24 protein-coding genes are annotated in these 25,662 nt (G+C 43.1%); 10 read left to right on the forward strand and 14 right to left on the reverse strand.

Going from position 1 to position 25,662, the window contains the following annotated elements; genetic code table 11:
- Positions 1-549 precede the first annotated feature (549 nt).
- Both EQO05_RS11580 and EQO05_RS11585 read left to right on the forward strand, forming a co-directional pair.
- Entirely contained in the window at positions 550-1,647 is a 1,098-nt protein-coding gene (locus tag EQO05_RS11580) for a hypothetical protein (RefSeq protein ID WP_128506685.1), read from the forward strand.
- A gap of 47 nt (positions 1,648-1,694) precedes the next feature.
- Positions 1,695-2,102, forward strand: a complete 408-nt coding sequence (locus EQO05_RS11585) for a hypothetical protein (protein WP_128506687.1) — start codon at positions 1,695-1,697, stop codon at positions 2,100-2,102.
- 468 nt (positions 2,103-2,570) lie between these two features.
- On the opposite strand, the gene EQO05_RS11590 is transcribed toward EQO05_RS11585, so the two are convergent.
- From EQO05_RS11590 to EQO05_RS11605, 4 genes are all read right to left on the reverse strand, one after another.
- Positions 2,571-4,277 carry an ATP-dependent DNA ligase gene (locus tag EQO05_RS11590; protein WP_128506689.1) on the reverse strand — a complete coding sequence of 569 codons (1,707 nt, stop codon included), beginning with the start codon at positions 4,275-4,277 and terminating at the stop codon, positions 2,571-2,573.
- A 53-nt stretch (positions 4,278-4,330) separates the two neighbouring features.
- On the reverse strand, positions 4,331-5,332 hold the full coding sequence (locus EQO05_RS11595; protein WP_128506691.1) for a homoserine dehydrogenase: 1,002 nt from the start codon (positions 5,330-5,332) through the stop codon (positions 4,331-4,333).
- A 26-nt stretch (positions 5,333-5,358) separates the two neighbouring features.
- Entirely contained in the window at positions 5,359-5,862 is a 504-nt protein-coding gene (locus tag EQO05_RS11600; RefSeq protein WP_128506693.1) for an amino acid-binding protein, read from the reverse strand.
- Between the two features lie 391 nt (positions 5,863-6,253).
- On the reverse strand, positions 6,254-7,288 hold the full coding sequence (locus EQO05_RS11605) for a MarR family transcriptional regulator (RefSeq protein WP_128506695.1): 1,035 nt from the start codon (positions 7,286-7,288) through the stop codon (positions 6,254-6,256).
- A 217-nt stretch (positions 7,289-7,505) separates the two neighbouring features.
- Here EQO05_RS11605 and EQO05_RS11610 point away from each other — a divergent pair, with 217 nt between their 5' ends.
- Both EQO05_RS11610 and EQO05_RS11615 read left to right on the forward strand, forming a co-directional pair.
- A complete protein-coding gene (locus EQO05_RS11610) occupies positions 7,506-8,537 on the forward strand; it encodes a chromosome segregation ATPase (RefSeq protein ID WP_128506697.1) in 1,032 nt (343 codons plus the stop codon).
- 168 nt (positions 8,538-8,705) lie between these two features.
- Positions 8,706-8,972 carry a hypothetical protein gene (locus tag EQO05_RS11615; protein ID WP_128506699.1) on the forward strand — a complete coding sequence of 89 codons (267 nt, stop codon included), beginning with the start codon at positions 8,706-8,708 and terminating at the stop codon, positions 8,970-8,972.
- 40 nt (positions 8,973-9,012) lie between these two features.
- Here the strand turns inward: EQO05_RS11615 and EQO05_RS11620 are convergent, their stop codons facing one another.
- Entirely contained in the window at positions 9,013-9,339 is a 327-nt protein-coding gene (locus tag EQO05_RS11620; RefSeq protein WP_128506701.1) for a phasin family protein, read from the reverse strand.
- Between the two features lie 641 nt (positions 9,340-9,980).
- On the opposite strand from EQO05_RS11620, the gene EQO05_RS11625 reads away from it, so the two are divergent.
- Together EQO05_RS11625 and EQO05_RS11630 are read left to right on the forward strand one after the other, a co-directional pair.
- On the forward strand, positions 9,981-10,280 hold the full coding sequence (locus EQO05_RS11625) for an Hsp20/alpha crystallin family protein (protein WP_128506702.1): 300 nt from the start codon (positions 9,981-9,983) through the stop codon (positions 10,278-10,280).
- Positions 10,281-10,490: 210 nt separating this feature from the next.
- Complete coding sequence (locus tag EQO05_RS11630; RefSeq protein ID WP_128506704.1) at positions 10,491-11,039, forward strand: rubrerythrin family protein; 549 nt, start codon at positions 10,491-10,493, stop codon at positions 11,037-11,039.
- A gap of 336 nt (positions 11,040-11,375) precedes the next feature.
- Here the strand turns inward: EQO05_RS11630 and EQO05_RS11635 are convergent, their stop codons facing one another.
- The 6 genes from EQO05_RS11635 to EQO05_RS11660 form a co-directional block, all read right to left on the reverse strand.
- On the reverse strand, positions 11,376-11,639 hold the full coding sequence (locus EQO05_RS11635; protein WP_128506706.1) for a hypothetical protein: 264 nt from the start codon (positions 11,637-11,639) through the stop codon (positions 11,376-11,378).
- Positions 11,640-11,738: 99 nt separating this feature from the next.
- Positions 11,739-14,603: a heavy metal translocating P-type ATPase gene (locus EQO05_RS11640; protein WP_128506708.1), complete on the reverse strand. Its 2,865-nt coding sequence runs from the start codon at positions 14,601-14,603 to the stop codon at positions 11,739-11,741.
- A gap of 42 nt (positions 14,604-14,645) precedes the next feature.
- Positions 14,646-14,894 (reverse strand): heavy-metal-associated domain-containing protein, encoded by a 249-nt coding sequence (locus EQO05_RS11645; RefSeq protein WP_128506710.1) that lies wholly within the window; start codon positions 14,892-14,894, stop codon positions 14,646-14,648.
- Positions 14,895-14,988: 94 nt separating this feature from the next.
- The gene (locus EQO05_RS11650; protein WP_128506775.1) at positions 14,989-15,195 is read right to left on the reverse strand and encodes a heavy-metal-associated domain-containing protein; all 207 of its coding nucleotides are present in this window, start codon (positions 15,193-15,195) and stop codon (positions 14,989-14,991) included.
- A gap of 308 nt (positions 15,196-15,503) precedes the next feature.
- On the reverse strand, positions 15,504-15,821 hold the full coding sequence (locus EQO05_RS11655; RefSeq protein WP_128506712.1) for a hypothetical protein: 318 nt from the start codon (positions 15,819-15,821) through the stop codon (positions 15,504-15,506).
- Position 15,822: 1 nt separating this feature from the next.
- On the reverse strand, positions 15,823-16,719 hold the full coding sequence (locus EQO05_RS11660; RefSeq protein WP_128506714.1) for a hypothetical protein: 897 nt from the start codon (positions 16,717-16,719) through the stop codon (positions 15,823-15,825).
- A 521-nt stretch (positions 16,720-17,240) separates the two neighbouring features.
- Between EQO05_RS11660 and EQO05_RS11665 the strand changes: the two genes are divergently transcribed.
- Complete coding sequence (locus EQO05_RS11665; protein WP_128506716.1) at positions 17,241-17,972, forward strand: sulfite exporter TauE/SafE family protein; 732 nt, start codon at positions 17,241-17,243, stop codon at positions 17,970-17,972.
- A gap of 177 nt (positions 17,973-18,149) precedes the next feature.
- Here the strand turns inward: EQO05_RS11665 and EQO05_RS11670 are convergent, their stop codons facing one another.
- Together EQO05_RS11670 and EQO05_RS11675 are read right to left on the reverse strand one after the other, a co-directional pair.
- Entirely contained in the window at positions 18,150-18,365 is a 216-nt protein-coding gene (locus tag EQO05_RS11670) for a heavy-metal-associated domain-containing protein (RefSeq protein ID WP_255420854.1), read from the reverse strand.
- A gap of 241 nt (positions 18,366-18,606) precedes the next feature.
- The gene (locus EQO05_RS11675; RefSeq protein ID WP_128506720.1) at positions 18,607-20,262 is read right to left on the reverse strand and encodes an AarF/ABC1/UbiB kinase family protein; all 1,656 of its coding nucleotides are present in this window, start codon (positions 20,260-20,262) and stop codon (positions 18,607-18,609) included.
- 278 nt (positions 20,263-20,540) lie between these two features.
- Between EQO05_RS11675 and EQO05_RS11680 the strand changes: the two genes are divergently transcribed.
- The gene (locus EQO05_RS11680; RefSeq protein WP_240664616.1) at positions 20,541-21,437 is read left to right on the forward strand and encodes a nucleoside recognition domain-containing protein; all 897 of its coding nucleotides are present in this window, start codon (positions 20,541-20,543) and stop codon (positions 21,435-21,437) included.
- 123 nt (positions 21,438-21,560) lie between these two features.
- On the opposite strand, the gene EQO05_RS11685 is transcribed toward EQO05_RS11680, so the two are convergent.
- On the reverse strand, positions 21,561-22,259 hold the full coding sequence (locus EQO05_RS11685; RefSeq protein WP_240664617.1) for a class I SAM-dependent methyltransferase: 699 nt from the start codon (positions 22,257-22,259) through the stop codon (positions 21,561-21,563).
- Between the two features lie 256 nt (positions 22,260-22,515).
- On the opposite strand from EQO05_RS11685, the gene argH reads away from it, so the two are divergent.
- Both argH and gatD read left to right on the forward strand, forming a co-directional pair.
- Entirely contained in the window at positions 22,516-23,991 is a 1,476-nt protein-coding gene (argH, locus tag EQO05_RS11690; protein WP_128506724.1) for an argininosuccinate lyase, read from the forward strand.
- 332 nt (positions 23,992-24,323) lie between these two features.
- Positions 24,324-25,601, forward strand: a complete 1,278-nt coding sequence (gatD, locus tag EQO05_RS11695; RefSeq protein ID WP_128506726.1) for a Glu-tRNA(Gln) amidotransferase subunit GatD — start codon at positions 24,324-24,326, stop codon at positions 25,599-25,601.
- Positions 25,602-25,662: the final 61 nt, after the last annotated feature.

Below are 25,662 nucleotides of genomic sequence, written 5' to 3' on the forward strand. Positions count from 1 at the left end.
CTGGGAAAGCTTTTTGCTGGTATCGTTTAATGATAGAAGTATCTCGGTTAGAAGTCTTGACCTGTATATTGCCTGAAGATCATCTTCCATTTCATTATATATTTCGAAGCCGTTCATTTCCTGTCGCCGCATTCACAGATTTTTTTCTTACTTTCTTATTGAATTCTTCTAATACAATATATTATTTTATCTTCTGTCAGGCATGTATATTGATATTAATTTTGTTAATTTTATTGCTCAGTGAGGGAAAGAATACTCAGATAATTTGCTAAAAGTAAAGTCAGATTTGGCGTCAACTAGAACACTGAAACTTCATTATTTTAGACAAAAAACAAGATCGGTTAAATGAATGTTAATTAGATCCATGAAAATCCATCGACGTAATAAATTTATAGGAGGATTTTAAAACTGTTTTTGAATGTGAAGTTCAAACAAACCTTCCAAAGTAGATCCGAACTTCACATACCCAGAGGCAAGGAAATGATAGTTTCAAGAGTACTTAAGGCTTGCTTGATCCTGCCTCCTGAAAAAATAACTAGAAAGAAGTAAATGATAACAAAGAAAAAATTGGGATTAAGTGCACTGCTTGCCGCAATATTGCTGGTGAGCATAGCACTTGTGCCGACTGTGAGTGCAGATGTTAATTCAAATTCGAATGGAGATACTTCCGAGAGTGATATAAGTTATACTGCCGCAGAGCTACAGGATCTATATTCTAAGTATAATATAAGTGAAAACGATATCAAATTTGCAAAAAATGAGTTACCCAATTTCTTGGAAGGAACAATTCTGTGCAGTGATAAAAGAGTTATAGTTACCGAAGACGGGAATTCACCTAAAAATATGAAAATGGGTGAGAATTTTGATATCGTAATAAGAGAACAGGAAATGAATAATATAATAGAAGAGGCTAGAAAAAAATACACTGAAAAATACAATGTCGATCCAAACAATCCACGAGTGGATATCATAAATGGTTATGTATTGCCTGAACAAGAGGTAACAAAACATGTTGAAAGCGGTAAATTATCAGCGAAGGATGAAAGTCCATTTATGGAATCTGAGAATTCATTAGCAAGTATAAGAACCTTTGCTACTATTTTTACTCATATTTCGAGAAATCCATATCAGATAAACAATAACATCGATGTAAATGTATTTATTGCAAAAGAAGATAGCAGTCATCACGCACCAACAGAATCCTATTATCAGGACACGATTGACGCTTTGGAAAGGTTTGAAAGTTATGGCATAAATGTTAATCGAGTTTGGCACTATAATTATTGGGACGCAAGTGATGTAACACCAACTGAAGAAGCAGAAGCGCTTCTTGATGATCTAGAGGAAGACACTACGTGGATAATTGAAAGTCCAAATGATATTGTTCTAGGCTGGGTAAATAGTTTGGATCATAACGGTATCGCATGGAGACCAGGTTCTTTCAGTGTTTGTGCAGTTAAAGCACTTGGTGTTGACTGGCCTCATGATAGTATAGTTCAGCATGAAGTCTCCCACAATTTTGATGCAGAAGATCAAAACTCCATACTCCATCCTGAATGTATAATGAACTATGTTTATGCTCAACAGGGTACGAATATATGGTGTACTCCCTGTCGTAATACTGTATATTATGGAATAGACAATTAATAACTGTAGACAATTAATAACTGTAGACAAAGAAATTGGGTGGGAACATGGAAGAAGTCAATAAAAAACTTCGCTATATAGGAATAATCCTTCTGATTTTAGCAGGATTTTTTATAATCCTACCATATCTTTTTATGGGTCCACCTACATCTTTTTTTTCTGTTGAGAATGGAGATGAAACTAATCACACAGTACTTATCAAAATTGTTAATTCAAATAGTAAACCAATATTTGAAGAGAGTTATAAGCTGTCTCCTCACGAAAAAGTAATAGAATCTAAAGGTTTATGGTTATTGTTCAAGATGTCTTCACCATTAAATAAAAACAATTATATTATAAGGGCAACTTTGGAAAATAACACAAGTAAGGAGATGAGCATGTCTTTGAACTCTTGGACTAGCTTATATATCTCAATAACAGACTCGTCTATCTTTATTGATACGCTCCAAGTTTAAGAGATATATAAATACAGTAGGACTTACGCACTTGAAGTACAAAATCAAGTACATTTGACATTGCAGTTAAACTTGCTCTTTAAACAGTTAGAGGTTTAGTGGTTCTTGATTCTCAGTTCAACCGCGTAAGTCCTATACAGATATTATTTAAACCTTTTAATTTTTTCCGAGTATGCCTGCTGAATCAAATTGGACTTACGCACCTAAAGTAAAAAACCAAGCATCTGAGACATCTAGACTGGTTTAGTATTTTAGATAGTTGAAAGCTTAATGCCATTTATAACAGTTAAACCGCGTAAATCTTATAAATGTAAAGATAGGAAACAAACATTGACAAATAGTTCCTTATCTCTAACTAAAAAGAAAACACTTACCAGACAGGAAGATAAAAGCTTTAAACTGTATTAAAAAGAATATTTAAAAGAATGTGATTGCCATAAAAAAGAAGCAATAGCCACTCCCTCTTTTTTACATCCTTTTCAACTGCTGGCTGTATACCTTTCCTATCCTCTGGATCGTATCGGCTTCTTCGGGGTCTTTATCGTCCCGGATGCGGATGAAGCGCGGAAAACGCAGCGCAAAACCTGAGTTATAATTGGGGCTTTTCTGGATTTCCTCAAAGGCAATTTCAAGGACGATTTTCGGCCTGATTGCAAATACTCCGCCTGCTTCTCCGCCTTCCATGAGACCCGAAAGCATCTCTGTAAGCTCCTTTAGCTGATCGTCGGTCAGACCGGTGCCCACTTTGCCGACCTGGAGAAAACGATCGGTTTCGGGATCATAACAGGCAACTGTGTAAGAGCCTATTAGATTTGCACGTCTGCCAAAGCCCCATTCGGCTCCCACGACTACCAGATCGAGGGTTTCCATAAGAGGCTTTTTCTTAAGCCAGTTTTTGCCGCGCTTTCCAGGGGAATAAAACGAATTCGGATTTTTGACCATGAGCCCCTCGTGCCCGGCTTCCAGAGCTTCCATGTAAATCTGTTTTATAACATCAAGATCCCCGGTTATCACCTGCTTATCCACGCAGATCGATTTTGAGTCTTCAGTCGACCTTTCAACGCAGGACTCGAGCGCTTTCCGCCGCTCAATAAGAGGCAGGTCGATAAGGGTTTTACCGTCTAAATACATTATGTCAAAAAGGTTGAGCTGAATAGGGATGCCGAGGGCTTTTTCCTCCACATCGTACTTGCGCCGGAAACGCTTGAGAATTTCCTGAAATGCTCTGGGCTTACCGTTCTCGTCCACTGCCACGGCTTCCCCGTCAAGAATTGCCGATTCGGCTTTTACATGTTTACGAACGATTTCCACAAGGTCGGGAAGGGAATTTGTGACGTTTTCAAGCTTGCGGGAGAAAAGCGTAACCGAATTTCCAGCCTTATGGATCTGGACTCTTGCCCCGTCGAACTTCCATTCAATTGCAGCCTCCCCCATTTCCCTGATATCGGCATCTATATCAGGGCTGATCTGGGAGAGCATCATTTTAATCGGGCGGTTGATTTCGATTCCCAGGCGTTGCAGAGCTTCCGTTCCACCTGCCTTGGCAGTTGCAGCGACTATCCCGAGATCGTTTGTGACCATAAAGGCATGCTCGACCACATCCGCAGGCACGGAAAAAGCTTTTGCAATCGCGTCCCTTACAACGCCTTCGCCGACGCCGATTCTCAATTCTTCAAGCGCAAGCCTGGAGATATATTTCGCTTCCCTCGGAGTTGAGGAGTTGAAGAGAAACTGGAGATTTTTTATCTTAATATCCTGTGAACCTTTTCCCGAGGCTTCGGAAGCAATCTTGAAGCGTTTATAAACCTCTGTTACTGAGAGTTCGGGCTGTTCTTCGAGGAAAGAGGAAAAAGTAACCTGATTTTTCCTTTTTTCCTTAAGGATAAGCAGGGCTGTATCCCCGATATCTCCAGTGGTGCGGATAAGAGATTCTATGCTCTTTACAGCCATTCCCGAGGCTCTGGAGAGAGCAACGTACAGCAAGCTCGTGCCAATTCCCAATTGCTTTCCACTCCAGGCAGGAAAAATCTCACTCATAATAAAATGAGTTGCTATGGGCAGCTCTTCTATATCGACCTTTTTAAGAAGATCAGCAACCCGGTTTGTAGTATCAATCGTACTTGAGATTTTTTCAATCGCCTGGCAGGTTTCTGAAAATTCCTTGAAACTTGTCATGATCCACGCAGCTTTGTAATTATCTTTTTTCGAATCCGGTAGAACCTGAATTTTTACCTGTCAGTTCCGTAAATTGCGACCAGATCGCTGAGAATCGCACTTGCAGTTTCGATCGGGCCTGCACCCTTACCCGTAACCGTGATTTCTCCTGCAAGTTCGGTATCTACCGACGCCACGTTCAGAGTCCCTCCGACTGCAAGGGGATGGTTGATAGGCACAAGCCTTGGGGCTACATGAATTCTTTCCCTGCTGACTTCTCCTATGAGTTTGATCACATGCCCTCTTTCATAAGCCATCTCAAGGGCTTCAGGCGTGACTTTCGTGATTCCTGTAACTTCAACATCGTTATAAGTAACATCAAGTCCGAAAATCGCGTTGGCAAGAATGACGAGTTTGCAGGCTGTATCAATTCCTTCCACATCATATGTGGGATCGGTCTCAGCAATGCCAAGTTGCATGGATTCGGCAAGAATGTCATTGTAGCTTGCCCTTTCTTCCAGCATCCTTGTCAGGATGTAATTACAGGTTCCATTCAGAATTCCTTTAATGCTCTTAATTCTGTTGCCTGCAAGCACCTCGTTTGCCAGGTTGACAATAGGCATCGAACCGCCGACAGTAGCTTCGAACCTGAAATGTGAACCTGCTGCTTTTGCGGTCTCTATGAGTTCCCTGTACTTAAGAGTAAGAGGTCCTTTATTGGAGGTAATAACATCTTTTCCTGTCTGGAAGGCTGCAAGCATATTTTGCAGACCTGCTCCGCCGGTTAATATATTCGTAGGCGTCGTCTCTAGTACCAGATCATGGGGGATGGATCGGATGACATCGACTCCGGAAAGGTTTTCAAGGGCTACAGTCCCATCTGTCTTCTTCCTGGCGAGGCAGTCGGCAAGATCCACACCTTCAGGATTAACAGTTGCGCCCTTTGAATCCACAACAGCAACCACTTTTACTTCCAGCCCGATACGTTCCAGATACTCTTTTTTCATAAGGAGTACTTCGGCCACACCCTGTCCGATTGCACCGAACCCGAGAATAGAACAGTACACTGTTTTCATGTTTTCAAATCTCCTAAAAACTTTTTTCAGGCCTGGATATCTATTGGAAGAACCATAAGCAGATCTTTCTTTGCCGAGACTTTTTTGAGGATGGAGAGTGCCCTTTGCAAATCCTCTTTACCGACAGCATCAATTTTCATGAGGGCCGAAGAAAGCATATTGATACCGGGCATGGAAAGTGAGAGATCCACAACCTCAGCAAAGCCGGTCTTGTCAATCTCGTCAATCGTATCCTGGATTCCTGTATGGACTACATGTCCTATGAGCACTACATTTATGCTCTCCCTGAAACGGTGTTCTCCGACTCTTACTACTCTAATTCCGTTTTCTTCCAGTTTCGCTTTTATTGTCTCAATGCTTTCGGGCCTGGTCTCGAGTACAAGCTTTACGGGCACTGTTTTTCTGGGGGTTCTTTTCTGATGGTGATGTACTACTGTTATCAGGTTAGCCTTACACTCCGAAAGAGGCTGGAGGGCTAAAAGCATCTGCCCGGGTACATCTTTTAACTCAATGTCCATGGAAACTCGCATGTTGTCCCTCGTACATTTTTTAATAATCCCTTGTGCAATTTAAATAATAATCTACCAATCTATCAATGTTATATCCAGCAGCTTACTGTCAGAGTTGAAGTGATGTATCAGAGTATCCGGTTCCAATCCAGCCATCCAGTCTTAAACCTGAGTTTTCGGAACCTCATTTCCAAACCCATTCCTGCTTCGCAGGACCTGTTACTCCGATTTGCTATTCGCATATTTTATCCGATAGGCAGTCTCTGGGGCATAAGAGATCAAAAAGGGCATTCAAATATACTGCGTACTATAAACATTGTTAACCCTTTCTGCTGCTTAGTAGATGAATTAAGTTATATAGTTTACTGTTTACGGTCTTTCAAAAAAGACTTTACAGGGTACTTATCCGCCTCTACTCTTTCTTGTTTCTATGTTCGGTTTGCCTGTGGATGTGCATATCCGGAATACGGATGATATTTCCTCTTCCTTTTTTGAATTTCTCTATGAGCCCGCGCTCCTCAAGGTCAGAGAGCATAAGACTGACTTTGGATTCCGAATAAGGGGATTTCTTTCGCAGTTCTCTCTGAGTAATCCGGTTTCCACTGGCTCGAATTAGCTCCAGAAGTTCTTTTAGATCCTCAGGAAGATTAATTCTTGAAGGTCTCAGGGATTCTGAACTCGATTTACCGGATTCCTCCTGGTTAAGAGAAGATTCCGGGACAGCCTGAACCTCTTCTGTAGATTCGCTCTGCTTCTGTAAAGCTTTACCAGCTTCAGGTATCTCTTCGGACTCCTGATTAAATTGATCCGAGTTTATTTCTGAAATCCTAACAATGTTTTCTACCGGATCGGATTCAGTCTCTTCAGAAAATATTGCATCCTTTATGGGGTTTTCAGGCTCCAGCAGATATGGCTGCCTGTTTCCGTCAGGATACAGGGCATCTGTAGATTTTGGGTGCCTCTTTTTTAAAAAGTAGCCAGCCAGTAACAGGACTATAAAAGCCAGGAAAGCCGAAACTAACACGGTGTACTGAGAGCCTGGTCGGGATACAGGACCTGCTTCTTCATAATCCAGAACAGGGGCTTCAAATTCATCCTGGTTCAGAAGCTCCTCATTATAGGGCGGGAACAGGAGAAGGTCATGTATATACTCTCCTTCACCCGAGATCACAACTACTTCCCTGGCTGTGTAAACGATCCTGTTTCCTTCAAGATAATTGGCGGTTATTGTATATGTTCCGGGAGTCAGGTTGAACGAATATTCCGAATCCGTTGCAACAAAATTCTGTTCCGGGGTGGAATTGATCTCTACAACTGAGTTATTAAGAGGCTTGAAAGTGTACCACTCGTAAACTGTTCCGTGAATCGTGGCCGCAATTGCATTCCCCTGAAAGACTATAATGAGAAAGAAAACAAGTGCGAACCTGCAGAGCTTTGTAAAATTCACGCAAGGTTAAATGGGTTTTTAACATAAATCTTTTACTTTTCTTAATAGAGAGGTGCAAAACGAAATAAATGAACATTAAAGCTTTATCAAGGGAACAGGGAGTGTATCAAGCTTGGAAGTCCGTATCTGCCTGTGAATAAGATTCATTCCAAAAAGAATGCTTATATTCACCTTAATCCATATGACAGTATAATAACTTATAAACGGAGGCAGTCAGATGAAAAAATCAAGAGCTATGCGATATCTGGCTTGTTTTACGATCATATTAACATTACTGAGTTTACTGCCAGGAGGCTCACTCGCTGCCCGAGACTCTTCAGAACATGGAAACGGCAATCCGAATCAGTATATGCGCGAAGACCCGCTCAATTCGTACACGAATGGAACTGACAGCATGGGTGAAGCCAGCAGTACCGAATCTAATGCCAGACAGGAACAGAAGAATCTCAGCACAAAAAGTCGAAATAAAATTTCCGAATACAAACAGGGAAGAAAGCAGATACAGGAAGAACTCCAGTTCCATAAGCAAGAATACAGTGAAGCAAAAGAAGATTTTCTCAAGATCAGGAATCGTATTCGGGCAGAAAAACTTGACCCTCAGTCCGATGAAGCTCTGGATGCCACAAAGCTCTACCTTAATTCAAGTATTAGCTATATGATAGCTCACCTTTCAAACGTTAAGAGCAATATGGAGTACTCAAACGGAAACGGAACGGAAGAAAAAATTATTGCCATAGATGATAAGATTAAATTGCTTGAAGCTGAGAGGGCAAAAGTTGAAAATTCATCAAGCCAGGAAGAGCTTGTGGTCGTAGTCAGGTCCGTACGCGGAATATGGAACAATGCCGAGAAAACCAGTCTTGCAGGCGCAGGAAAGACTGTCAGCGAGAAAATAGGAGAGTTCCTTGAAGAGTCCGAAAACCTCTCTGAAAAACTCGGAGTAAAGGTTGAAGACCTGAAAAAAAACGGCGTTAACACAGCTGAGCTTGAAACCAAACTTGCCAGTTATATATCATATATAAAGTCCGCGCAGGAAAAGAAAGAAGCGGCAGACTCCATTTATAATGACGAGAACGTAACCCTTGAAGACATGCAAAAGGCGAATAATTATCTTCGTCAGTCCCTCAATGATATCAGCAAGGCAAATAAGATACTCAGGGATATGTTCGTCGAACTGAAATATTACGAAACTGAAGGGGACAACGGAACTGAAGTTAATGCCACGAGTTCAAGTCGGAAACTTAACTGAATTCAAGTAGGAAATCGACAGAATTTAAGTAGGAAATCGACGGAACTTAAGTAGAAAATACAGAGATTTAAATTGAAAGCAGCCTGAAAACTGCAGATAGAAAAAATTGTGCTCAGGGGATGAGACTAAAAATACTTATTAAAAATTGCAAGATAGAGGAGGCAGAAAATGGTTAAATTTACTCACCTGCTCGTACTGTCAGTTTTAATTATCTGGCTTGCAGGATCCGGTTGTGTCGGGAATGGTACATCTGAAGTAGAAAAGTCAGGGGTAGACCCAAACACCGATGAGGCAGGGAACATGGCACAGGCTGAAAGTCTGGAAATGGGACTTACGCAAGCTGAAATTCAGGCTCTTGATTCTGATATGGCAGAGCTTGAGGATTTGCTTGAGAATGCATGCCCTGAAGAAGAGATAGTAATCGAAGAATTGTGAAATGGAAAGTAAAAAAGTGAAAACCATTGATAAATCGTTTTCACTTAAAAAACATCTTTTCTTTGTTTTTAATTCTCTGGATTTCATTTTCCAGAGTTTCTATTCTGGATTCAAGCTCACGCATATCTTTTTTAGTAAAAATATCGGCTTTCGAGATCGATTCCTGAATCTTCTCAGAGATCTTCTTCTCAAGATCAAGCTTCTGTTTTTTTCGTTCTTCCAGCATATCCTGGACAGCTTTTTTACCTTCTTCCCTACTGATGTCTCCTTTATCGACAAGCTCCTTTACAAGGTCGTTTACCCTGTCTTCGGTTATTGCCCAGAGACCGGCTCCTATAAGCCCGAGTTTTCTGACGGATTCTCTCATGTACAAACACTCGCTTTTGAATTATCAATCTGGAAAAAATTATATTAATATAGGTTTACGTGAAAATAATCTTACGTGAGAATAATTTTAAATGAAAACAATGTTACATGAAAATAAACTTAACCTGAAAACAATCTTACCTGAAAATAACCTTACGTGAAAACAATTAATAATTGATCTGCAAAGACGTATTAAGATTTCCCTGTCCAGAAAAATAGATATTAACCTGTTCTTATTTGATCTTTCTTCTTTTTCATGCAATTAGTTTTCATGGATTCATCTTTTGAGTTTATTGGATTAGGTTTATGTGGTTATTTAGTTAATTTATCTGTATTATAAGATTTTATTTATTTCTTATAAGTCTTATTTTTGTTTTTCCATTCTTCTCATAAGCTTATAAATTTAAGTCAGCCTGTAATCCAGTCAGCCTGTAATCCAGTCAGCCTGTGAGTTAAAATTGAGGAGTAGTGAATTAATTTGCAGTCATTTTAATGTTAGCAGACTGCTTAAAAAAAATGAAGTCATTTTGACGTTAGCAGATTACGTAACCGAAATTGAAGTCATTTTGACGTTAATAGATTAATTAACCGAAAGAAAATATATAAATATATTAATTGGTGATGTTATTTGGGGGTAATTTAATGGCAGACGTTTTAAGAGTATCACCAACTATATGTGCATATCCTGACGACCAGTATGAAAACCTTGAGGTTGAGGTAACCCTTCCAGGGGTGGAAAAAAAAGATATCTCTTTTAAGATCACAGAAGACGGCTTTTATGTAAGGGCTGCCAAGGAAGGGGTAGAATATGCTGACAGTTACGCTATCTGCTGCCCGGTAGTTCCGGAAAAAGCGGTAGCCAAATATTCAAACGGTGTACTTAAAGTTACAGTACCGTACCAGCAGCCTTTTGAAAAAGCTGTGGATGTAAAAATCGAGTAAGGTAATCTGGGCTCGCGCAGTTGAAGCGGGAAATTGGTAATATCAAACTCCCGGAGCATTAAACCTCAAGCGGTTTAAAGGTATAGCTGTGGCTTAAATAAGAATATTGGTTACAGAGCCTGGTAGACCTTCTCATCCGGGTTTTGTGTCTCAACTGTGTGTGTAAGTCCTGAACAGATGAATAAAGGAATTTTCTGAAGAGGTATTTAAATGAAAAAAATGACAGAACAACATCTTATCAATGCATTCGGAGGAGAAAGCCAGGCACATATGAGATATCTACATTTTGGGAACCAGGCCGAGAAAGAAAAATACAGCAACGTAGCCCGCTTATTTCGTGCAATTGCTCATGCCGAATATATACATGCTGGAGATCATTACCGTGAGTTAAGATATCTCGAAGGGGGATTTGTCGCAAACAGCATGGGGGCCTTTGGTCCTGGGGATTCAATAAAAAACCTTAAACTCGCTATTGCAGGTGAGACATTTGAAATTGAGGAAATGTATCCTGCATATATAGAAGTTGCAAAATTCCAGGGAGAAAAAGGCGCACAGAGAAGTTTTGAATGGTCATATGCCACTGAGAAAATGCATAAGCAGCTTTTTGAAAGAGCACTGGAGCAGTTGAATTCAGGAAAGGATATTGAACTCGGACCTGTGCAGGTTTGTGAAGTATGTGGATACACTCTTGAGGGAGAAGCGCCGGACCGGTGCCCGGTATGCGGTGCATTGAAGAACAAATTTACTGCGTTTGAATAATTGCCTTGTAAGTGCTTATCCCGTATCGGTTAATTCTAACAGGCGAGTTTCTCTACCGCAGGATCAATATGGCTTCATAAGAGGTCATTTCTCTTAAGAGGTCATTTTCTGTGCTATTTGCCTTACGGCAAACTTTCCTGAGCAAACTCCCTGTTACAATTTTACTGAAAACTAACTCCCTGTTTATTATTTTACTAAAAATTAACTTCCTGTTTACAATTTTACTAAAAATTATCGGTTCGGTAAGAAATTTCCTGTCTGGTAAAAGCATATTGGCCGATGAATCTACCCAAAAACCAGGTTTAAGCATTATCTGAACTCCACTGGCAGAATAAATCATTCTGGAGTTCTATTATATTTTTCGCTACTTTCAAACCTGTCTGCGATTCTGGGCCAGAGTGACAGTGAAATTATCATTGAGATTACAAAAACAAAAATCGAACCCGCAGCCATGTCTACTCTGGTGTAGGCGGTTTCCCCTCTTGAGATACTGGTTAAAAGAGCCCCGGAAAGAAAAAGAATAACAAGCACTATCGAAGTGGCAAAACTTAATAAAAGCACTACTTTTTGCGTATTTTCTGTTGATCCGAATTTTACCATACAATTCTCCGTCTAACTTTCGTGATTAACTATCTTATTTTCCTGATTATCTATTTTATTTCATTCTTCTTTGCTAAACTTTAGAACAATCTACCCGATTCATTTAAGCTTGCTTCTTTTCATTAGCAGGGAATTGGTAGTCACCGAGACCGAGCTTAATGCCATAAAAGCGGCAGCAAGTTCAGGTGTAATCAGAATCCTGTGAAAGAGGGGGTAAAGAATCCCGGCTGCGATAGGAATACCTATTGAATTGTACCCGAAAGCCCAGAACAGGTTCTGTTTGATCTTACGGATAGTAAGCCGGCTCAGCTTAAGAGCCACCACCACGTCTCTGGGGTCGTTCTTTATGAGTACAATTTCTGCGGATTCCATTGCCACGTCCGTGCCCGCTCCCATCGCAATTCCAATATCGGACTGGATCAGCGCAGGGGCATCATTAATGCCGTCGCCTACCATCCCGACAAGCTTGCCCTCTTCCTGAAGTTTCCTAACTTCATTTGCCTTATCTTCAGGAAGTACTTCAGCAAGCACTCTGGAAATACCTACCTGTCTTGCGATTGCACCGGCTGTAATAGCATTGTCTCCTGTAATCATAGCTACCTCGACCCCCATTTTTGTCAGCGTTTCAACGGCTTCCCTGGAGTTTTCCTTCAGGGTGTCGGCGACTGCAACAAGACCTATGGCTTCGCTTTCAAGTGTTACAAGCATTGCAGTTTTCCCGTTTTCCTCGAATGCACGCATTTCAGGTTCAAGTGTCTCAAAGGAGATCCCGTTCTCTTCCATAAGTTTACGCGTCCCGAGCAGGATTCTTTTTTCCTCAAAATAAGCTTCCACGCCTTTTCCAGGAATGGAACGGAAATTTCCTGCCTTTCCGAGGCTAATCCCCCGTTCCTCAGCTCCCTTTACGATAGCTTCCCCAAGGGGATGCTCCGAACCTTTTTCAGCTGTTGCTGCCATAAAAAGTACCTGTTTTTCTTCATTTCCCGGAGCTGCAAGCAGATCCGTGAGCTTCGGAGTGCCCTCCGTAAGGGTTCCGGTTTTGTCAAAAACTATAGTATCAAGCTTATGCGCCCTTTCAAGGGCTTCCCCGCCTTTTATAAGGACTCCGTTTTCCGCACCTCTGCCCGTACCTACCATGATGGCTGCAGGAGTTGCAAGCCCGACTGCACACGGGCATGAGATCACAAGGATAGTAATGCCTATAAGCAGGGAAAAGAGGAAAGGGCTGATTCCGCCCATAGCTGCGGATACCCCGAAGCGCCAGTAACCTATGAAGAACCAGAAGAGAAATGCAAGAAGGGTAAGAATATGCACCGCTATTATGAAGTTGCCAGCGAAAACATCCGCAACCCTCTGGATTGGGGCTTTAGAGGTCTGAGCATTTTCAACGAGCCTGACTATCTGGGCAAGAGCCGTATCTGCTCCGACTTTGGCAACCCGGAAATTAAAAGCTCCCGTTTTGTTCAGAGTCGCCCCGATAACCGTGCTGCCGGGACCTTTTTCTACCGGAATACTCTCCCCGGTAAGCATTGATTCGTCCACTGCCGAACTGCCTTCAATAACAACTCCATCAACCGGAATTTTCTCTCCCGGTCGAACAACAACAATGTCGCCGACTACTACTTCTTCTACAGGAATCTCTTTCTCCATACCATCCACGAGAATTCTGGAAGTCTTTGCCCTCAGCCCCATCAATTTCCTTATTGCTTCCGAAGTCCGACCCCTTGCCCTCACTTCGAGATACCTGCCAAGCACAATGAAAAGTATAAGGAGGGCTACCGTATCGTAATAAAGAGTATCATACCCTGGACCCAGATCAAAAAATGTCGCTGCTACGCTGATGAGATAGGCGGACCCCGTTCCTCCGGCAATAAGCAGGTCCATATCAGTTACGCCATGCCTGAAACCTTTGAAGGTTCCGACAAAGAACTGCCTGCCCGGGAAGATAAGGATAAGGGTAGACAATATAAAAAGCACTATCGGATCGAAGAAAAAGGAAGGAATTAACCCCGAAAGGGAAGGAAACATCATACCCATATTCCCGATAGCAACCGGAATTCCAAGCACGGCGGCAATGATCAGATTGTTTCTCTGCCTCCGGACCTCAGCCTCCCTGAACATCTGCTCTCTGTCTTCGTATTCCACAGATTCAGTTCGGACAGATGCCCCATAGCCAATTCCCTGAACCGCAGCAATAATCTCCCTTACGGAAATCCGGGATGAATCAAACTCTACAACCGCTTTTTCAAGTGGGAAATTTACCGAAGCCGAAATCACGCCGTCGGTCTTAATAAGGATTCTCTCGATATTTGCAGCACAGGAGGCACAGCTCATGCCTTCAAGACTGAGAGTTACGGTGTCCTTTTCAACTTTATACCCGATTGATTCGATGGTATCCTCAATCTCCTTTGGGGAAATAAGCGAGGGGTTAAAACCAACTTTTGCCCTCCCAAGTTCCAGGTTGACAACTACTGAATCCACGCCCTGTTTTCTCTTTAAAACCCTCTCAATATTTGCGACGCATGCCGAGCAGGTCATGCCGGAAACTCCAAGCGTGATTTCTTTTAAACTGATCGCCGTGCCTGAGACTCGCGGTTCCTCTCCTTCCGGCAGTTCACAGGCTGAATCCAGGGGACAGGTTTGAGGAGCCTCTTCGGGTTCCTCCGGTTTCTTCAAAGACGTCTCCTCAGTCTTCGCCTCTGTACCTGCCATTCCCATTCTCCCGGAAACCTCTGACAGGGCATCTTCCTGAGCCTTTTCGCGTTCTGTGGAGTATCCTGCCTTCCGGATAGCTGTTTTTATGTCCTCCAGCGTCACTTTTTCAGGATCAAAGCTAACCGTTGCGCGTTGGGATTCGAGATTTACATCAACGGACTCGGCCCCTTCAAGAGCAAAAATGGCATCCGCTACTCTTTTCTGGCAGTGACCACAGGTCATGCCGTAAACTCCAATAGTAACTTCCATCAGATGTGCCGCCTATCCAGATTTTTCGGGATTTCCCGGCATTTAGCAAATTCTTCCGGGTTCTTCGATGGTTTTATAGCCAGCTTTAAGCAAGGTCATCTGTATAACATATGCATCAGTAATCCGACTGTCATAGGCTACGTTTACGGTTCTTTCAGGAATATTGATATTTACTCTGGAAACCCCATTGATAGAGGTAACGAGCTTTGCGACCATATCCTTGCAGTACCTGCATACCAGGTCGTCTACTATGAATGTTGTCTCCCCTATGTGTTCACCCCCGCAGCACAACTGTTCTCAAACAGACGCTTCACCCATATAGTAAAAATTTGTATTTTTTAGTATATAATAAGTTCTTTGAAAACGCTATATGCAGTTAACACAATTATATAGGCTCGTATCCGGCTTCCCTGATTGCAGCCCTGACCTTTTCAAGATTAGCCTTTCCTTCCTCAAGCTCGACAGTTACCTGTTTAGTCTGAAGATTTACATCCGCCCTCTGTACGCCTTCAACGTCCTCAACGGCTTTTTTAACCCTCAACTGGCAGTGCATGCAGGACATGCCTTCGACTTTTATGATTTCCTGAGTCATGTTTCCAATCTCCATCCGGTTTTACGTAGTGACTTAACATAATAATGTTCTCGAATACTGCAGGATTGAATAAGTATATGTCCGGTTTGCCACAAATTCTTTACGTAAACTGTCCAGAGTTTACGTAAACTGCCCGGAGCCAGATAGGCTGGATAGCAGTGACAGGCACCTGAAAACGGGTAACTGTCATGTAGCCTCTCATAGTTACTGAAGATAGTGTAGTTTTAACTCAATAGAACTTATAACAGTTTTAATAGAACTTATAAAAGTTAAATGTTTTTAATCCTGTGTGGTCCTGTGTATCGCCTTCAGTCAGCTAGGAAGCGAGCAGCCAGCTCAACAAGGATTCCGAGTGTCATAATCAGAGTGACAGCTACCAGTGCAGTGGTCCATAGTCTGGTATCATACACCCTCAGGATCTTTCTTGCGCCCATAGAACCTACCAGGAACCCTGAAAACAGCATAAATAATACTATTATTATCAGGCTCACTGACAGCCAGTGGTGACCTGTAAGTGCTGCCAAAAACTCCCTGAAGCCAGATGAAAGATCATGGAAAATAATAATGCAGCCGGTAAGAAATATGGTAATTGCCGCTGATACGATAAAAGTTGCCTCTTCTCTCATTTCAGGCCTCCATGCCAGTATTCCCAGCACTGGAGATTATCGCTCCCATCAGGAACATGAGCAATACCATGAAGAGCGCAAGGCACGCCACTATTGTAAGGGCATGCCTGGAATTAGCGTTACCTAAAAAGGTATCCTTATCCAGAGTGTAGAGTGATATGGACAGAGCAAAAGTGATTATAGGCAAAAAGACGAAGATATGCTCTTTTGCCTCCATTATGATCTCGTGCGCCCAGGGATATAGCCCTGCCAGGATTACAGGTTTTACCTGGGACCCGTAAACTGTTAAATAATTGTAACCTCCTGCCATCCAGCACCCTGCTGTTACAAAGAATACTGCCAGATAGCTTGCCAGCCTGGCTCTGGCGAGTGACCTGTCTACTGGATACCGGATCTCCAGAATGATCCAGACCATAACGAGGGCAGCCAGGCCACCAGATATCGAATGTATGAGGACCAGAGTTTTTATCCCGGCAGTTACTCCATTATATAGACCCCAGGCTGCGTCGATAATCAGGATTGAGGCCAGGGAATATCCCATTATTCTATGCAATTCCCTATAACGTGCCCGATTCTTTAAAATTAGACTTGGAAGAACCTGAAGAATAGCAATGAGAAGAATAGCCACTCCCAGTTTTCCGTGAATAGACGATAGTATGGCTTCTCCGTGCTCCAACCTTATCCATAAACCGTAGATAAATGATCCAAGGATGAAGGCTCCAAAGTAAATACCACTCTTTCTATGAAGCTTAAAGAGATTTCCTGAGCTTCGCTTTATCCTTCCCCTGAGCATAGCCCCGGTTGTAAGGGCATGGACCATAACCAGCAGGCTAATAATTGCTATCAGAGCATGACCTATCCAGTCCACATATACCAGAGCAATGCCGCCAATAATCAAAAGTAGTGCCAGACCTCTGAATATATCCGGAATTGTTTGTCTGCGGTTTAATTTCTCAGGAATTTAACCCCCTCCATTGCCCTTCACTCAAAGCTTTTCAGGTATTTCCGGTAGACAAGCTTGCTCTTCCTCTAAACCTGCCCGATAAACCAGAATCTCTAAAGAGGATTCTCAATATCGGGGTTCTTTCAATGGGGCAGGATCTTCTCGGACACAGAAATTAATATTATCCATTGATTAATATTAATCACGCAAACTAATATATATCGTTTCAAAAAATTAATTAAAACATATTACAATTGCCCAGTATCCCTTAGCAAATACTCAATGAAGATTACAAAAGATCAGTACATTATTGTGGCATTTATGCCATAGTGCGGCAGAATACGATTGTGTAGTATTTGTGTAGTATGGTTGTGTAGCGGGATCGTGTAATATGGTTGTGTAGTGGAGTAGGGGAGTAATATAGTGAGCAATGTAGTGGAGTAGGGGAGTATAGTTGTGTAGCAGGGTTGTGTAATATGGCTGTTTACGAAGAAATTATGTACATAACTCTGCTTACACTGCTGGCAAGCCTGATAGGGACTCTGGCAGGATTTGGGATATCCACAATAATGATACCCATCCTCCTTGTGTTTCTTCCTCTGCCTCAGACTCTGCTGCTGGTAGCTATAATTCACTGGTTTAATGATATCTGGAAGATAATCTTATTTCGGGAGGGAATTAAATGGAAGCTTTTTCTTGCCTTCGGCCTTCCCGGTATCTTTACAAGTTTTCTGGGGTCATCGTTATCCCTGCGCATCCCGCGTGAGATTCTTTCAAGAGCCTTAGGATTATTCCTTATAGCCTACGTACTTTTCATCCTTTTTAACCGGACCTTCAAATTAAGCCAGAAATTGTCTGTTGCTGTCTCCGGTGGAGCCCTTACCGGATTTTTTGCAGGGATTTTCGGCATAGGGGGGGAGATAAATGCAGTCGCCTTGAGCGCTTTCAATCTGGAAAAAGCTGTTTATGTCGCAACCGCTGGAGCCATATCTTTTATGATCGATTCTACGAGAATAGCGACCTATGTTACCGGAGGAGTCAGGCTTGACCCTGCTCTCCTATCAGGCTTTCTGATCTTTGTACCTGCATCTTTAATCGGGGCACTGCTCGGGAAAAAAGGAGTTGAGAAAATCCCTCAGGAAAAATTCAGGAATTTTGTGGCAATTTTCATATTCCTGTTGGGGCTGAAACTGGTGCTATTCCCATGATTTGACGGCTGCCCTGTCCGCGTGAACACAGTAAGATTGTGTTCCGGAAAGCTCTCAGGAACCTATCCATAGGATAGACCCAGTCTAAACCTTAATAGCTGAGAACTCAGCGAATAAGGGTTAAACCTGTAACCTCCAGTAAATACAAAAAGTTATTAAAAAGAAGGGAAAACAGAATTATAAAGGCTCGTACCCTGCTTCCCGTACAGCAGCCTTGATCTTTTCCAGGTCGGTTCTGGTCTCCTCGAACTCCACAACTGCCTCCTTTGTTTCCGGATTCACGTCAACTTCAGTTACACCCCGGACGGAAGCAATAGCTCTCCCAACCCTTAAGATGCAGTGATCGCACTCCATTCCTTCGATTTTTAAGGTCTCGTGTGCCAGAGAATCAATCCTCCCCTTTAATGCCCACTTTAATGAGTTTTGATTTTTTTACCTGTGTGTTTTTTACTGTTTCTGTTTTTATATTGTTACAAGTCTTGAATTTAAGGTCTATTTTGCCGATTCCTGTTTCTATACGGTTACAGGGTCTGATTTAAGATTTATTTTGCCCGTTTATGTTTTTTTATTGCTGCATGATTTTATCACATTGCGGGATTCTCGTTCACTCAGCACTTTTACCGATGAATATCTTTCATTCCTTCCGAATTATGGCAACAAGGGCTATCAGGACAGACGCTCCGATTCCAGCCAGTCCGACCCAGGAAAAAGTACCTCCGTTTAACAGGATATAGGCTGAGATAAAGAGCAGGACAGCAAGGTAGAATTCTTTCGAGAAAACAGTTTTCCTGCTCTCTTCCTGCTTTAAATAAAGGAATTTGTCTCCCATTTCTTCCATCTTATCGGCGACTTCACGAATCGCAGCCCTCAGTTCAGCTTTTTCGTCAACGGGCTCAGTGGAAAATTCGATATGAATGGCAGGCCCTTTCGGCTCATTAAGCTTTTTATAAGCATCCATGAGCACGGGAATTGCGATACTTTTAATATTGTATCTCGGGTCCAGCTCCAGGCAGACCCCTTCTATAAGCAGGATCGCCCTTTGCAGCGTTGAAAATTCCCCGGGCAGCCTGATATCATACTTCAGGCCTAGCTTGGCGTAATTGTCACTTTGCCTGCCTTCAAGCCCGTAGTTCTGGTTTGCGATCAGGCTGTCCATATCTTTCCTGAGCCTGTGGATATCCACTTCCCGTGCATCCGCACCCCCGATTTTCAGGAAACCCTGAGTTGCCTCTTCCGCATCCCTGTTGTTTATGGCGTAATAAAACTCCAGCATATGCTTCTGGAGCTCCTCATCGATACTGCCCACAGCCCCGAAATCAATAAAGGCTATGGTATCGTTTTCCTGAACTAGCATATTGCCCCCGTGAGGGTCAGCATGGTAAAAGCCGTCGATATAGACCTGCTTGAGATAGCTTCTGGTGATGGTACGTGTATATTCCGATTTCTTGCTTTGGGGCACAGGCATATTAATTATGTCTTTAATCTGGGTTCCGTGGATGTATTCCATCGTAAGGACATTGGCTGAACAATAGTCGGAGTAAATTCTGGGCACAGACACGTTTTTCACGTTCTTGAAATTATCTTCAAAACGCCGCATATTGACGGCTTCGGTTCTCAGGTCGACCTCGCGGGTAAGCATCTCCCGGATTTCCAGCAAGAGAGCATCAATATCAAAATTACTCCCCAGCCTGAGAATTTTCCGCATGACAGGCTTGAAATCGTCCAGGATAGAAAGGTCGATGTTTATAATGTCAATAAGGTTCGGGCGAAGAATTTTGACAGCAACCGGTTTGCCTTCCATAACCCCTTTGTAAACCTGCGCAATCGAGCCGCAGGCAATGGGTTCAGAGTCAAAGCTGTCAAAGATTTCAATAAAAGCTTTTGCCTTCCTTTCCCGTGAAACCTTGAGCTCGTCTTCCGTTTTTTTCCGTTTTCGCTCTGCCCGCGTCTGATACTCGCAAACGCAGGCAAGATCAAGGGATTCAGCCATCTCCTCAAAGGGCACTGGCTTAACCTTATCCTGAAGGTTTGCCATTTCTATGACATAAGGCTGCGGGACAATATCAGGCCGCTTGCTCATGGTCTGCCCCATTTTGATAAAAGTTGGCCCGAGCTCTTCGAAAGCCTGCCTGAGCTTCACAGCCGTCTGCCTATTTTCGATATCAAAAGTACAGGTACAATCGGGATTTGAAATGTAATTGGTGCGCAGATCCCGATAGAGTTCGGGAATAAGATTGTATTTTAAAAGAACCCTGGCAACCTCAAGGTACCGCTTTGTTTTCCCCAGCATCTGCTTATTAATTGGTTATCATTGCTTAAGAGAATATCTTTGAGGCTGCGGGACCTGGATTTTTTAAAGAGCCGGATAAATTAAGATTATATTCTGTCGTTTTAAGCTCTCCCGGCGAGATTATCAATTGAAGACCTATCAGTTGAAGACTTATTATTAAGTTGAAAACTTATTGTTTAAAAGTTGATTATGAATAATTTTAGATAAATTAATAAGCTTTGTTACAATAATACTGTCAAATGTTACTCGTCTCCCTTATGCACTCGGCTGAGTATCTATTGAAGACAGGACCTACAATAATTATCGGAGTTATCCTTGCAGAACTTCTTGTAAGCCTCGGCTGGTTCTACAAATTTGATTTTCTGGTAAGCCCGATTACAAATTACGCCCATCTCAGAAAAGAATGCGGAATCGGCTTCCTTACGGCTTTTGCATCCACATCTTCAGCCAATGCTTCGCTTAAAAGCATGTACGACAGAGGAATGATAAAAGAAGACGAACTGGTCATAGCCTCGGTTCTGAATTCCTTTCCCGCCATTGTCATGCACTGGAGAACCCTGATTCCGATACTTGTGCCCCTGCTCGGCACAACCGGGATTATCTACGTGGGACTCATAACTCTCGTAGGACTTGTAAAAACCCTGATAGTGCTTATTGCCGGCCATTTTTTGCTTAAAGGAGAAAAAGTACATTTCGAGGAATTTGAGAAAAAAGAAAAGCCGGAATTAAAAACAGCGTTTAAAAAAAGCCTTAAAACCTCGAAGAAAACCATAATCAGGATTTTCAAAGTGATGGTGCCCGTAACAATCCTGGTTTTTATCCTGACAGACCTGGGTGTGTTTGATTCCCTCGGTTCGCTTCTCAAGCCGATCTCGGAATACCTGCCCGTGCCTGTGGAAGGGCTCCCGGTAATTGCAGCCCTTTTTGCAAGCCACCTTGCAGCCTACACGCTCGCAGCAAGCCTCATGGAACAGGGAGTTTTAAGCGGGCTTGAAGTCATAATTGTCCTGCTGGTAGGCAATATTATAACAAGCCTCGGAACACTGAGAATTTATATCCCTCATTACGTGGGAATTTTCGGTCCCAGGCTAGGAATGAAAGCCATGCTGATTTCCCAGGTTCTCAGATTGTTTGTTATGATCGGGATCACAGGGATTATTTTAACGGTGTTTTAGAGTGAATAGCGTTTTTGAAATGAAAAGTGAATTCTCAGTTGAAAGTGGCGACAAAATGGGAAAGCAGCCGATATTCCAAAATCGGAAGCGAGATAAGAAAAAATTAGATTTTTAAATAAGATACTATGGTTTCGCCCTGACCTTCATGAAAACGTCCTTAAAAGCCAGGTTTCTCGCCTCTTCAATGGTAAAGCCGGCTTTTTCGATATTCCTCATGGTATTGCGGGTCGTATGATCCCCAAGCAGGAAAAACAGAAACGGGTTAATTAAATGTTCCAGGAAATCAATAAAAGGATAGTTGCTGTGCACGTGCTCAAGGGCGATCAGTTCCCCTGACGGTTTCAGGACTCGCCTCATTTCCTTAAGGGCTTTCACAGGATCAGGGATCGTGCAGAGCACGAAAGTCGCAACCACATAATCGAAGCTGTTGTCCGGAAATTCAAGGTGCTCGGCATCCATAGGATAAAGAGTGACGTTCTTCATGCCTCCGGCTTTTTCCTGTGCCCTCCGGAGCATTCCTTCGCTTTTGTCGATCCCTATCAACCGGCAGCCTACCGGATAGTATTTCAGGTTTCTTCCAGTGCCAACCCCGATTTCCAGGATTTTTCCGCTCAGGTTTGAAAGAGCCTCTTTTCTCCATTCCCGGAAAAAGAAAAGTTCCAGAGGCAGATCTACCAGTTCATATATGGGTGCGATTCGGTTGTACTTTGAAACCACGGACATTAAACAAATTACGCTTTCTTCCTGATTAGCTTTTTTGGGATAACAAAGCAAAAGCGAGTATTTACCAGGCACTATCCGCTTGACATTATATCCTCGCATGAGAACTTCGGGAAACCGATTCATATTTAAGCGTTAGAAGTAATACCACGCTATAAATCTGACATCAAACATTACGTTAAATTTTACATAAGGTCTCACATAAAATCTCACATTGTATCTTAGATCAGACTCACAGATAATATCGCAGCAGACATTATTACTTACAGGCGTTGAAATAAATTCACAAACATTGTTACTCCTACAGGAACTGTACCCATACCTATTCATTTCATAAAGACCGGAGAGAGGAAACCCGATGAGCAATATTTTACGCAGGGGCAGGCTGGAAACCGCCCAGGACGAGGAAATCTTACGTTATACATCCTCTATGGAAGCTGACAGGTGGATTTTTGATGCTGATATAGCAGTTGACCTTGCCCACACGGTAATGCTTGGAGAGCAGGGAATTATAAACCGTGAGGACTGCAGCAAAATCCTTAACGGGCTTTTGAAAATAAGGGAAGAAGGAATGGAAAAGCTCGATTTCAGCTATGAAGATATTCATATCTCGCTTGAGTCGAGGCTCATCGACCTGGTCGGAGAGGACGTCGGGGGCAGGATGCACTCCGGACGTTCCAGAAACGATGAGGTTGCAACCTGCATCAGGCTTGTGCTCAGGGATGAACTGACCGGACTGCTTGAAGAAATCTATAAATTGAGGCAAACGCTTCTTGCCCTTGCTGGAAAACATGCTGATACGCTCATGCCTGGTTTCACTCATCTGCAGCACGCCCAGCCGACGACGCTTGCCCACCACCTGTGCGCCCATGAAGCCGCGCTTGGCAGGGACTTCAACAGGGTTCAGGATGCTTATTCCAGGGTAAACCTCTGCCCGCTTGGGGCTGCAGCTTTTGCTTCCACGGGCTTTGACCTCAACAGGAAAAGGACACAGGAACTTCTGGGTTTTACAGGCCTGCTTGAAAATTCAATGGATGCAGTCAGCAGCAGGGACTTTCTTGTCGAATGCGCCTCAGGCTTCACAAATCTAATGATAAATCTGAGCCGTGTGGCTGAAGAGCTTGTAATCTGGTCCTCTTCCGAATTCAATTTCATAGAACTTGACGACATGTATGCTTCCACCTCCTCGATCATGCCGCAGAAAAAAAATCCGGACACTGCTGAACTTATGCGCGGAAAAACAGGAGTAGCCGTGGGAGCACTTATGTCCTTGATAACGATTTGCAAGGGACTTCCCCTGAGTTACAACCGTGACCTGCAGGAAGCAACCCCCAATATCTGGCGGTCTGTAGAAACGGTAAGGGCTTCAGTGAGGGTCATGGAAGGAATAGTAAAAACAATAAAAATCCACACTGAAGTGCTTGCAGCCCAGTCAGTCACAGGCTTTACGACAGCTACAGAACTTGCGGATACCTTTGTCCGGGAAACCGGAATTCCTTTCAGGACTGCCCACCAGATTGTCGGGATGCTTGCCAGGGAAATGGAAAAACCCACCCTGGAAAAGATCGATTCCGTAGCCGAAATTGTGCTGGGAGAGTCGCTTTCGAGCCGGGGGCTCACGCAAAAAATGGTGAAGGAAGCTCTTAATCCGGTTTCGAACATAAAGAGGAGGAAAATCGCTGGCGGGCCAGCCCCAGACGAGATGCGGAATTACCTGTCGAGAAGGCAGACCGAGCTCGAGCTTAACAGGCAGGAAATTGCAGCCCTGAAGGATATCACAGATTCGGCTTTTGAAAACCTGCTTACAGCCGTTAATGAATACAGGAAAACCTGAGGTTTGACGGAGCAAACCAGATATTAGTACTGAATGTATCAATATAGTACCGAGTCTATCACTATAATACTGAATGTTCAAAAAACTCGGCATTAACAACTCGATATTATGCACTCAGTCCTGGCATATTAAATCTTAATTACGGTCAGTGTTAATATACTCAGGATTGGCAAATAAGCTCGAAACTAGATAAACTCGAGATTAGCACACAAGTTTTAACACACTCAATATTAATATTACTTTGACCTCTAAGTATCACGCAATGCCTGATATCAAACCAGAATACCGATTATTGGGACATCATTTCAAGAAACTATCATAAGGGATTATTTATGGAATTCAAACAGGGCGACCGGGTACGTATTGAAAAGAACGGCACTGCCTACGAAGGCAAAGTGATGCCGTCCATGGAAGGATATATTACAATAAAGATGAACAGCGGTTACAATGCCGGATTTTCTAAGGATAGGGTAAAGGTAACGCTTCTGGGAGGGAATGGGGAAACCCCAAACGGTGGCAGCCTAAACGGCGGGAAAAAATCCGGAGCGGCCGGAGAGGAACTCCCGAAGTCCGGGAGAAAGCTTCAGAAAATCGCCATTCTTTCCACAGGCGGAACGATTGCCAGCAAAATCGATTACAGGACAGGTGCAGTAACTTCCCAGTTTACTGCTGATGATATCCTTGCGGCGATCCCTGAACTCAAAGAGATAGCCGATTTTAAAGGCAGGGTAATCTCAAGCATTCTCTCGGAAAATATGGATTCTGAATCCTGGCAAAACCTTGCCCGCGCAGTAGTGGAGGAGATTGAAGCAGGTGCCGACGGGATAATCGTAACCCACGGGACAGACACCATGATGTACACGGCTGCAGCCCTTTCCTTCATGATCGAGACGCCTGTACCTATTGTCCTTGTAGGTTCCCAGAGAAGTGCAGACCGTCCCAGCAGCGATAATGCCATGAATGCGATTTGTGCAGCCCGTGTTGCCACAAGCGATATTGCTGAAGTTTCGGTTGTCATGCACGGGACGACCTCGGACGATTTCTGCGAGATCCACCGTGGAACCAAAGTCAGGAAAATGCATACTTCCCGCAGGGACGCTTTCAAGTCCATAAACTCCCTTCCTATAGGGACTGTGGATTACAGTACAGGGGAAATAAAAACTTTCATTGATTATACCAGACGTGGAGAGAGATCTCTCAAATTCAAGCCGGGTATTGAGCCGAAGTGCGCCCTTGTTAAATTTACGCCCGGTGCAGATCCTGAAATTCTTGACTGTTATATCAATGGCGGGTACAAAGGTCTGGTTCTGGAAGGTACCGGTCTCGGGCACGTTTCTACGAAATGGACTCCAAAGATCCGGAAAGCTACGGAGGCAAAAATGCCTGTCATAATAACATCCCAGTGCCTTAACGGCAGAGTCTGCGACCGCGTATATGATACGGGCCGTGATATGCTGAAAGCCGGTGCAATCGAAGGAGAGGATACCCTGCCCGAAACCGCCCTGGTTAAACTTATGTGGGTGCTCGGCCAGACCGATGAATTTGACGAAGCCATTAAAATGATGAAGGAAGATCTCAGTGGGGAAATTACCGAGTGCTGTTTTAAGTAAAATAAAAAACTAAGCAAAAATGAAGATAAACGTGATAAAAAGTTAAAAAAAAATCCAGTCA

Origin of the sequence: Methanosarcina sp. MSH10X1 (assembly GCF_004099695.1) — an archaeon.
Lineage (GTDB): Archaea > Halobacteriota > Methanosarcinia > Methanosarcinales > Methanosarcinaceae > Methanosarcina.

What these genes read in the sequence shown, in the direction of transcription:
- EQO05_RS11585 (WP_128506687.1), top strand. Translation starts at nt 1,695, where the DNA reads ATGGAAGAAGTCAATAAAAAACTTCGCTATATAGGAATAATCCTTCTG.
- EQO05_RS11635 (WP_128506706.1), bottom strand. Translation starts at nt 11,639, where the DNA reads ATGGTAAAATTCGGATCAACAGAAAATACGCAAAAAGTAGTGCTTTTA.
- EQO05_RS11580 (WP_128506685.1), top strand. Translation starts at nt 550, where the DNA reads ATGATAACAAAGAAAAAATTGGGATTAAGTGCACTGCTTGCCGCAATA.
- EQO05_RS11620 (WP_128506701.1), bottom strand. Translation starts at nt 9,339, where the DNA reads ATGAGAGAATCCGTCAGAAAACTCGGGCTTATAGGAGCCGGTCTCTGG.
- argH (WP_128506724.1), top strand. Translation starts at nt 22,516, where the DNA reads ATGAGCAATATTTTACGCAGGGGCAGGCTGGAAACCGCCCAGGACGAG.
- EQO05_RS11650 (WP_128506775.1), bottom strand. Translation starts at nt 15,195, where the DNA reads ATGACTCAGGAAATCATAAAAGTCGAAGGCATGTCCTGCATGCACTGC.
- EQO05_RS11655 (WP_128506712.1), bottom strand. Translation starts at nt 15,821, where the DNA reads ATGAGAGAAGAGGCAACTTTTATCGTATCAGCGGCAATTACCATATTT.
- EQO05_RS11595 (WP_128506691.1), bottom strand. Translation starts at nt 5,332, where the DNA reads ATGAAAACAGTGTACTGTTCTATTCTCGGGTTCGGTGCAATCGGACAG.
- EQO05_RS11640 (WP_128506708.1), bottom strand. Translation starts at nt 14,603, where the DNA reads ATGGAAGTTACTATTGGAGTTTACGGCATGACCTGTGGTCACTGCCAG.
- gatD (WP_128506726.1), top strand. Translation starts at nt 24,324, where the DNA reads ATGGAATTCAAACAGGGCGACCGGGTACGTATTGAAAAGAACGGCACT.
- EQO05_RS11600 (WP_128506693.1), bottom strand. Translation starts at nt 5,862, where the DNA reads ATGCGAGTTTCCATGGACATTGAGTTAAAAGATGTACCCGGGCAGATG.
- EQO05_RS11630 (WP_128506704.1), top strand. Translation starts at nt 10,491, where the DNA reads ATGAAAAAAATGACAGAACAACATCTTATCAATGCATTCGGAGGAGAA.
- EQO05_RS11590 (WP_128506689.1), bottom strand. Translation starts at nt 4,277, where the DNA reads ATGACAAGTTTCAAGGAATTTTCAGAAACCTGCCAGGCGATTGAAAAA.
- EQO05_RS11610 (WP_128506697.1), top strand. Translation starts at nt 7,506, where the DNA reads ATGAAAAAATCAAGAGCTATGCGATATCTGGCTTGTTTTACGATCATA.
- EQO05_RS11685 (WP_240664617.1), bottom strand. Translation starts at nt 22,259, where the DNA reads ATGCGAGGATATAATGTCAAGCGGATAGTGCCTGGTAAATACTCGCTT.
- EQO05_RS11625 (WP_128506702.1), top strand. Translation starts at nt 9,981, where the DNA reads ATGGCAGACGTTTTAAGAGTATCACCAACTATATGTGCATATCCTGAC.
- EQO05_RS11675 (WP_128506720.1), bottom strand. Translation starts at nt 20,262, where the DNA reads ATGCTGGGGAAAACAAAGCGGTACCTTGAGGTTGCCAGGGTTCTTTTA.
- EQO05_RS11615 (WP_128506699.1), top strand. Translation starts at nt 8,706, where the DNA reads ATGGTTAAATTTACTCACCTGCTCGTACTGTCAGTTTTAATTATCTGG.
- EQO05_RS11665 (WP_128506716.1), top strand. Translation starts at nt 17,241, where the DNA reads ATGGCTGTTTACGAAGAAATTATGTACATAACTCTGCTTACACTGCTG.